At 65.5% G+C, this 6,808-nt stretch carries 9 protein-coding genes; 8 read left to right on the forward strand and 1 reads right to left on the reverse strand.

Annotation, left to right across the window (positions count from 1 at the left end):
* Positions 1 to 99: 99 nt before the first annotated feature.
* The 7 genes from A2X88_00855 (at position 100) to A2X88_00885 (ending at position 5,954) form a co-directional block, all read left to right on the forward strand.
* Entirely contained in the window at positions 100 to 1,167 is a 1,068-nt protein-coding gene (locus tag A2X88_00855; protein ID OGP34517.1) for a hypothetical protein, read from the forward strand.
* A complete protein-coding gene (locus A2X88_00860) occupies positions 1,164 to 1,697 on the forward strand; it encodes a hypothetical protein (GenBank protein OGP34518.1) in 534 nt (177 codons plus the stop codon). The genes A2X88_00855 and A2X88_00860 overlap by 4 nt, the downstream gene beginning before the upstream one ends.
* Before the next feature lie 69 nt (positions 1,698 to 1,766).
* Positions 1,767 to 2,594, forward strand: coding sequence for a YicC family protein (locus tag A2X88_00865; GenBank protein OGP34519.1), 828 nt, complete (start codon positions 1,767 to 1,769; stop codon positions 2,592 to 2,594).
* 2 nt (positions 2,595 to 2,596) lie between these two features.
* Positions 2,597 to 3,214 carry a guanylate kinase gene (locus A2X88_00870; protein OGP34520.1) on the forward strand — a complete coding sequence of 206 codons (618 nt, stop codon included), beginning with the start codon at positions 2,597 to 2,599 and terminating at the stop codon, positions 3,212 to 3,214.
* Positions 3,215 to 3,216: 2 nt separating this feature from the next.
* The gene (locus A2X88_00875; GenBank protein OGP34521.1) at positions 3,217 to 3,411 is read left to right on the forward strand and encodes a DNA-directed RNA polymerase subunit omega; all 195 of its coding nucleotides are present in this window, start codon (positions 3,217 to 3,219) and stop codon (positions 3,409 to 3,411) included.
* Between the two features lie 14 nt (positions 3,412 to 3,425).
* The gene (locus A2X88_00880) at positions 3,426 to 5,570 is read left to right on the forward strand and encodes a GTP pyrophosphokinase (protein OGP34522.1); all 2,145 of its coding nucleotides are present in this window, start codon (positions 3,426 to 3,428) and stop codon (positions 5,568 to 5,570) included.
* Positions 5,571 to 5,573: 3 nt separating this feature from the next.
* Positions 5,574 to 5,954, forward strand: coding sequence for a reactive intermediate/imine deaminase (locus A2X88_00885; GenBank protein OGP34528.1), 381 nt, complete (start codon positions 5,574 to 5,576; stop codon positions 5,952 to 5,954).
* A gap of 1 nt (position 5,955) precedes the next feature.
* On the opposite strand, the gene A2X88_00890 is transcribed toward A2X88_00885, so the two are convergent.
* Complete coding sequence (locus A2X88_00890) at positions 5,956 to 6,144, reverse strand: 50S ribosomal protein L28 (protein OGP34523.1); 189 nt, start codon at positions 6,142 to 6,144, stop codon at positions 5,956 to 5,958.
* 44 nt (positions 6,145 to 6,188) lie between these two features.
* On the opposite strand from A2X88_00890, the gene A2X88_00895 reads away from it, so the two are divergent.
* On the forward strand, positions 6,189 to 6,797 hold the full coding sequence (locus A2X88_00895) for a hypothetical protein (GenBank protein OGP34524.1): 609 nt from the start codon (positions 6,189 to 6,191) through the stop codon (positions 6,795 to 6,797).
* Positions 6,798 to 6,808 lie beyond the last annotated feature (11 nt).

The following is a 6,808-nucleotide window of genomic DNA, read 5'->3' on the forward strand; positions in this document are numbered from 1 at the left end:
TGACCGCGGACGAAACCGAGCTGCGGTGCGAGCTGTGCAGGCTCATCTACCGGATCGACGACGGGATCCCGATTCTCCTGCTGGAGGAGGCTTCCCCGTATGAGTGATCCGGGGTTTTTCGGGAGAGCCTTTGCCCTGATCGATCGCTTACCGTCCTGCCGGATCCTGGTGATCGGGGATATCATGCTGGACGAGTATGTCTGGGGAAGCGTCCGGAGGATCTCCCCCGAGGCGCCGGTTCCCGTCGTCGCCGTTTCGCGGGAGACGAAGTCGGTCGGCGGCGCGGCGAATGTCGCGCTGAACATCGCCGGTCTGCGCGCCGGGGTCGAGGTCGCCGGCCTGGTGGGGAACGACCCCCCGGGCAGGGAGGTCGCCCGGCTCCTCCGGAAGAGCCGGATCGGGCTGTCCGGCCTCATCCGCGACGGAAAGCGCCCGACGACCGTGAAGACCCGCGTCATCGCGCACAACCAGCAGGTGGTCCGGGTCGATCGGGAGGGAAGCGAATCGCCGTCGGACGGAGCGAGGAGCGCGCTGCATGCGGCCGTCCGGAAGAGGGTTCGGGACTGCGACGGGATCGTGCTCTCGGACTACCGGAAAGGAGCGCTCTCCCGGGAGCTCGTGGCGGAAGTCGTGGAAACGGCACGGCGGCGTGGGATCTTCGTCGCGGTGGACCCGAAGCAGCCCGATTTCTCCTATTACCGGGGATGCACGATGATCACCCCGAACCGGTCGGAAGCGGAGGCCGCGCTAGGAGGAAAGGAGCTCCCGGGCGACCTGGAGCTCGGGGAAGGGGGAAAGGCGCTGTTGCGCTGCTGCGGGGCGAAGGCGGTCCTGATCACCCGGGGGGAGCAGGGGATGACCCTCGTCGAGCGAGGGAGCCGGACGGTTTTCCACATCCCCGCGAACGCGCGGCAGGTCTACGACGTGACGGGGGCCGGCGACACGGTGATCGGGACCTTTGCCGCGGGAGTGGGGGCGGGTGCCTCGATCCGGGACGCGGCCCTGCTGGCGAACGTGGCGGCGGGCGTGGTCGTGGGAGAGGTCGGGACGGTGCAGATCACGGCGGAGAAACTGGTTCGGGCTCTCCAGGCCCGGGAGCGGGAGCGCGACGCGGCCCTGGAGCGGCCGGCGGGGCGCGCCGGACGGCGGACGACTCCACCCCGATGAGCACCCGGACCGAGCCGATGCCGGCGCTCCTGGTGGCATCCGTGATCTACCGGTCGGAGAATCGTTTCGACGAGGGGGCCGGGCGGCTTGCCGAGGTCTGGGGGCCGCCCTCGCGGGTCAGCGATCCGTTTCCCTTCGACCGGACCGGATACTACCGGAGGGAGATGGGAGAGCCTCTCCATCGCCGCTTTTTCGTGGGCTCTACCCCGGTCGGCCGGGATGCGCTCCCGGAGATCAAGCGGTCGGCCGAAATCGTCGAACGGGAATTTTCGGAGGAGGGCCGCCGGACCCTGAACATCGACCCCGGAATCCTCACGGAGGAGAACTTCGTTCTCGCGACCGGGAAGAACTACAGCCACCGGGTCTACCTCCGCGAGGGAGTCTATGCCGACCTGACCCTCCTGTACCGGGGGGGGCGATACGTGGGCCTTCCCTGGACCTATCCCGATTACGCAGGCGAGGAGATCCGGAGGTTTCTCGGGGAGATCCGGGAGGAGTTCCGCCGGACGAGAACCCCGCAGCCTGGCTGAAACGAGGCGACGATGTGGCAGAGCATGACAGGGTATGGACGAGGTGAGGCCCGGGCGGGGGAGATCTCCGTGACCGCCGAGATCCGCACGGTGAACCACCGTTTCCTGGATCTTCACGTCCGGTGCCCGTCGAAGTACATGGGATGGGAAGTCCGCGTACGCTCCCTCCTTAGGGAATCGCTTGCGCGCGGGAAGGTGGATCTGTTTCTCGCGGTCCGGGATTGGGGGAAAGCCGGGGCAAGCGTGCAGGTGAACCGGGAGCTTCTGCGGCGGTTCCTGGACGAGGCCGGGAGAATCCGGGAGGAGCACCGGCTCGAAATGAACCTGTCGGTCCGCGATCTTCTCGGCGTTCCGGACCTGTTCGTGTTCGCACCGGAAGGGGACGACGACGCGGAGGAGAACTGGAAGATCGCGGAGGAGGCGGTGCGGGGAGCGATCCGCATGCTTCTCGAAGCGAGGAGGGTCGAAGGGGAACGGATGCGTTCCGTGATCGGGGAGTCGGTCCGCAGGCTCCGGGAGATCTCGGACGAGATCTCCCCTCTCTCCCGTGAAAACAAGGAGCTGGCGCTGGCACGGTTCCGGGAGCGGATCGAGTTCCTTTCCGGCGAGGTGGGAACGGACCCGGCGCGGCTTTCCCAGGAAGCGGCCTATCTCGCGGACCGGCTGGATGTGACGGAGGAGTGCGAGCGGATGGGATCCCACCTCTCCGGGCTGGAGGGGCTGCTCCGGAATCCGGGGGGAGCGGTGGGGAAGCGTTTCGACTTCCTCATCCAGGAACTGTTCCGGGAGATGAACACGGCCTCGAACAAGTCGGCGCACACCGGGATTTCGGAACGGGTTGTCGAGGCGAAAACGGAGCTGGAAAAGGTAAGGGAACAGATTCAAAATGTGGAGTAAGAATGCGAAAAGGTAGTGTTTTTGTTGTATCCGCTCCCTCGGGATCCGGAAAGACGACGATCTGCAGGAAGCTCCTCGAACGGGTGGAGGACCTCGAGCTCTCCGTTTCCTACTCGACGAGGCCGCGAAAGAGGGGGGAAGCGGACGGGGTGGATTATTATTTCATCACACCCGAAGTTTTTGATAAAATGATAAATTCAAAGGTTTTTTTGGAGCATGCCTTTGTGCACGGGAATCGGTACGGGACCTCCCGGGAGACGGTGGAGTCGATCGTTTCCCGCGGGAAGGATGCCCTCCTCGAGATCGACGTCCAGGGGGGGCGGATGGTGAAGGAAACGGTCCCCGGGGCGGTCCTCGTGGCGATTTTTCCCCCGGACCGCGAGGCGCTGGAGCGCAGGCTGGCCGGAAGGGGGCGGGAAACCCGGGAAGAGATGGACGAGCGGATGAAGGCGGGGGACCGGGAGGGTCTCGAGCTGCGTTCGTACGAGCACCACGTCGTCAACGACGACCTCGAAACCGCGGTTTCGCAGGTGGAATCGATCATTCGGGCCCATCGGTCCAGGCAAGAAGGGGATGGGCGCCTCATGGGACGGGACAACTCGAGTACCGGAGAGGAATAGCGATGGCCAGAGTCACCGTGGAGGATTGTCTGCATCACGTTACGAGCCACTTCGAACTGACCGTGGTGGCGGCCAAGCGGGCCAAGCAGCTTCTGGGCGGACAGGGAGCCTCGATCGACACCTCCCAGCGCAGGGACAAGCCGACGGTGGTCGCCCTGCGGGAGATCGCCCAGGGGACGGTTCGGGTCAAGCGGTAGTCCCGGGAGGCGGAATGCTCCGCCTGAACGACATCGTCGAGCGGGTCCAGGCCACCAGTGCCGAGGCCGACGTCGAGCTCATCCAGAAGGCCTACGTGTTCACGGCGAAGGTCCACCACGGCCAGCTGCGGGAGTCCGGCGAGCCCTACCTGATCCACCCCTTGAACGTCGCCTACATCCTCGCCGACTGGAACATGGACGAGGAGACCGTGGTCACGGGCCTCCTGCACGACACGGTGGAGGACACGGTCGCATCCCGGGAGGAGATCGAGGAGCTGTTCGGACCCACCGTCGCGCAGATGGTGGACGGCGTCACGAAGATCAGCCGGGTCGTCCTTTCCGACGTCGCCGACCAGAAGGCGGAATCGCTGCGGAAGATGATCCTCGCCATGGGGCGGGACATCCGGGTGATCCTCGTGAAGCTGGCCGACCGGATCCACAACATGCGCACCATCGCGCATCTGTCTCCCGACAGGCAGGCCGCCATCGCGCACGAGACGCAGGAGATCTACGCGCCGATCGCGAGCCGCCTCGGGATGTCCCGCGTAAAGATGGAGCTCGAGGACCTCTGCTTCCAGATTCTCCACCCCGCCGATTACCGGGAGCTGTCCCGGGCGGCCGACGAACGGAAGCGGAACCGGGAGGCCCATATCCAGAGCGTGACCGCCCTGCTGGAGAAGAAGATCGGGGACGCGGGGCTTTCGGCGGCGGTCACCGGCCGCTCCAAGAACATCGCGGGGATCTTCAACAAGATGGCCCGCCAGGCGATCGAGTTCGAGCAGGTCTACGACCTGATCGGCTTCCGGATCATCATGAAGACGGTCCGGGAGGTCTACGAGGTCCTCGGGATCGTGCACAGCCTCTGGAGGCCGGTCCCGGGACGGTTCAAGGACTACATCGCGATGCCGAAGGCCAACCTGTACCAGTCGCTCCACACGACGGTGTTCGGACCGAACTCGGAGATGATGGAGATCCAGATCCGGACCGAGGAGATGCACGCGCTGGCGGAATACGGGGTCGCGGCGCACTGGCGATACAAGGAAGGGAAGCCGTCGACGGACAAGGGCGACCAGATGTTCGTGTGGCTGCGGCAGATCCTGGAGCTGCAGCAGGAGATGAAGGACCCCCGGGAGTTCCTGAACACGGTGAAGGTGGAGCTGTTCCCGGACGAGGTGTACGTCTTCACACCGCGGGGAGATGTGAAGGGGCTCCCCCGGGGAGCCACCCCCATCGATTTCGCCTACGCGATCCACACCGAGGTGGGAAACCAGTGCGTCGGGGCGAAGCTGAACGGAAGAATGGTCCCCCTGAGGACCGCGCTGAAGAACGGGGACGTGGTGGAGATCCTCACGAGCTCCTCCCACCGGCCGAGCAAGGACTGGCTGAAGATCGCCAAGACGAGCAGGGCCCTGAACAAGATCCGGGCCTTCGTCCGGGAGGAGCAGCAGGAGCACAGCCTCGCGGTAGGGCGCCAGATCCTCGAGAGGGAGTTTCGGAAATACGGGATTTCGCTGAACCGGGCGCTGAAGGCGCCGGAGTTTCTCGAGATCCTCCAGGAGAACCGCTTCAAGGGCCCGGACGACTACTTCGTCGCGGTCGGGTACGGGAAGGTCTCCCTCGTTCCCCTCCTGCGGAAGCTGGTTCCCCCGGACCAGCTGCAGGAGCGGGGGAAGGAAACCCGCCTGGGAGCGCTGATCCGGAAGGTGATGCCGCGCAAGCCGAGCGCGGTGATCGTCAAGGGCGTGGACGACATGTTTTCCAGGCTGGCGAACTGCTGCCACCCGGTCCCCGGCGATCCGATCGTCGGGTTCATCACCCGGGGGCGCGGCGTGACGATCCACTCCCGCGACTGTCCGCGGGCGCTGGAGGTCGACCCGGCGAGGTCGATCGACGTGGTCTGGCAGGAGGGGACGAAGGCCTCCCACCCGGTGAAGCTCAAGGTCATATGCCTAGACAAGCCGGGGCTTCTCGCCGACATCTCGAGGACGATCACGGCGAGCGACGTCGACATCCGGAGGGCCGTCGTGATGACCACGAAGGACAAGCGGGCGATCTGCAGCTTCGACGTCTCGGTGAAAGATGCGTCCCACCTGTCCGCCCTCATCAAGGCGATCGAGAAGGTCAAGAACGTCTACACCGTGGAGCGGGGAAAGGGGTAGTTGATGAGGGAGACCGTGCGGACCGAGGGGGCTCCGGCCGCGATCGGCCCCTACTCGCAGGCGATCCGTGCCGGGGGGTTCCTGTTCTGCTCGGGGCAGATTCCGCTGGACCCGAAGACGGGAAAGATGGTCGAGGGGGGGATCGAGGCCCAGACGGAGCGGGTGCTGGAAAACCTGTCGGCGGTCCTCGCGGCGGCGGGAGTCCCCCTGCGCGAGGTCGTCAAGACGACGGTCTACCTCGCCGACCTCGGCGACTTTCCCGCGATGAACCGTGTGTACGGGAGATTCTTCCCGGAGGACCCGCCCGCGCGGGCCACCATCCAGGCGGCGAAGCTTCCGGCGGGAGCCCTGGTGGAGATCGACGCCGTGGCGTCGACCGGATGAATCAGGAGGCTTTCACGACCCGCCCGGACTTGATGCACCGGGTGCAGGCATGGACGCGCCGGACCGTTCCGCCGGACACCGTCTTGACCCGCTGCACGTTGGGCCTCCAGGTTTTTCGCGTCTTGTTGTTCGCGTGGGACACTTTGTTGCCGAACGAGGGCCCCTTGCCGCAGATATCGCACTTCGCCATGACATCCTCCAGGAAAAAATAACCTCATACATGTACCATTTCTCATGAAAAGAAGGCAAGGACATATTCCGCTGGGCCCTCCCCGGAAAGGGAAACGGCATACGGGCGCGATCCTCCTCGTCCTCTCGTTCCTGGCGCTGGGGGCCGCCGTCCCGCACCTGAAGGCGGCGAAGCTTCCCTTGCCCGAGGGGGATCCCGCCGACGCCATCCTGGTGCCGGCGGGGGGGGAAAAGCGGATCGCCGAAGGGTTCCGCGCCTGGAAGGAGGGGAAGGGGAGACATCTCTTCATCCTCGGGGCGGGACGGGAGGCCACCCTCGAGCGGATCCTCCCCGGGAAACCGGACCTGGCGGCGTCCGACCTCGAGCGGATCCACATCGAGGCCTGGTCGGAAAACACCCTCGAGAACGCGGTCTCCGCGAGGGCTGCCGTGACCGAGCACCGGTTCGGGAAGGTGATCCTGGTGACCTCCGGGTACCATGTCGCCAGGGCATACCTCGCCCTGCGCACCATTCTGCCGGAGGAGGTGGCCATCTCGGTGATCCCGGTGTGGCCGGACGGAAAGGGGAAGAGCGCCTGGTGGCGAATTCCCGTCCTCTATTTCACGGAGGGGTGGAAATACTGGGGATACCGGATCCTCCTTCGGTGGAAATAGGGACGGTCCTG

This window comes from Deltaproteobacteria bacterium GWC2_65_14, from assembly GCA_001797615.1.
Classification (GTDB): Bacteria; Desulfobacterota; Deferrimicrobia; order Deferrimicrobiales; family Deferrimicrobiaceae; genus GWC2-65-14.

Excerpts from the sequence above, each read along its gene's own strand:
- A2X88_00855 (OGP34517.1), top strand. The coding sequence starts at position 100 with ATGAGTGATCCGGGGTTTTTCGGGAGAGCCTTTGCCCTGATCGATCGC.
- A2X88_00860 (OGP34518.1), top strand. The coding sequence starts at position 1,164 with ATGAGCACCCGGACCGAGCCGATGCCGGCGCTCCTGGTGGCATCCGTG.
- A2X88_00870 (OGP34520.1), top strand. The coding sequence starts at position 2,597 with ATGCGAAAAGGTAGTGTTTTTGTTGTATCCGCTCCCTCGGGATCCGGA.
- A2X88_00875 (OGP34521.1), top strand. The coding sequence starts at position 3,217 with ATGGCCAGAGTCACCGTGGAGGATTGTCTGCATCACGTTACGAGCCAC.
- A2X88_00880 (OGP34522.1), top strand. The coding sequence starts at position 3,426 with ATGCTCCGCCTGAACGACATCGTCGAGCGGGTCCAGGCCACCAGTGCC.
- A2X88_00885 (OGP34528.1), top strand. The coding sequence starts at position 5,574 with ATGAGGGAGACCGTGCGGACCGAGGGGGCTCCGGCCGCGATCGGCCCC.
- A2X88_00890 (OGP34523.1), bottom strand. The coding sequence starts at position 6,144 with ATGGCGAAGTGCGATATCTGCGGCAAGGGGCCCTCGTTCGGCAACAAA.
- A2X88_00895 (OGP34524.1), top strand. The coding sequence starts at position 6,189 with ATGAAAAGAAGGCAAGGACATATTCCGCTGGGCCCTCCCCGGAAAGGG.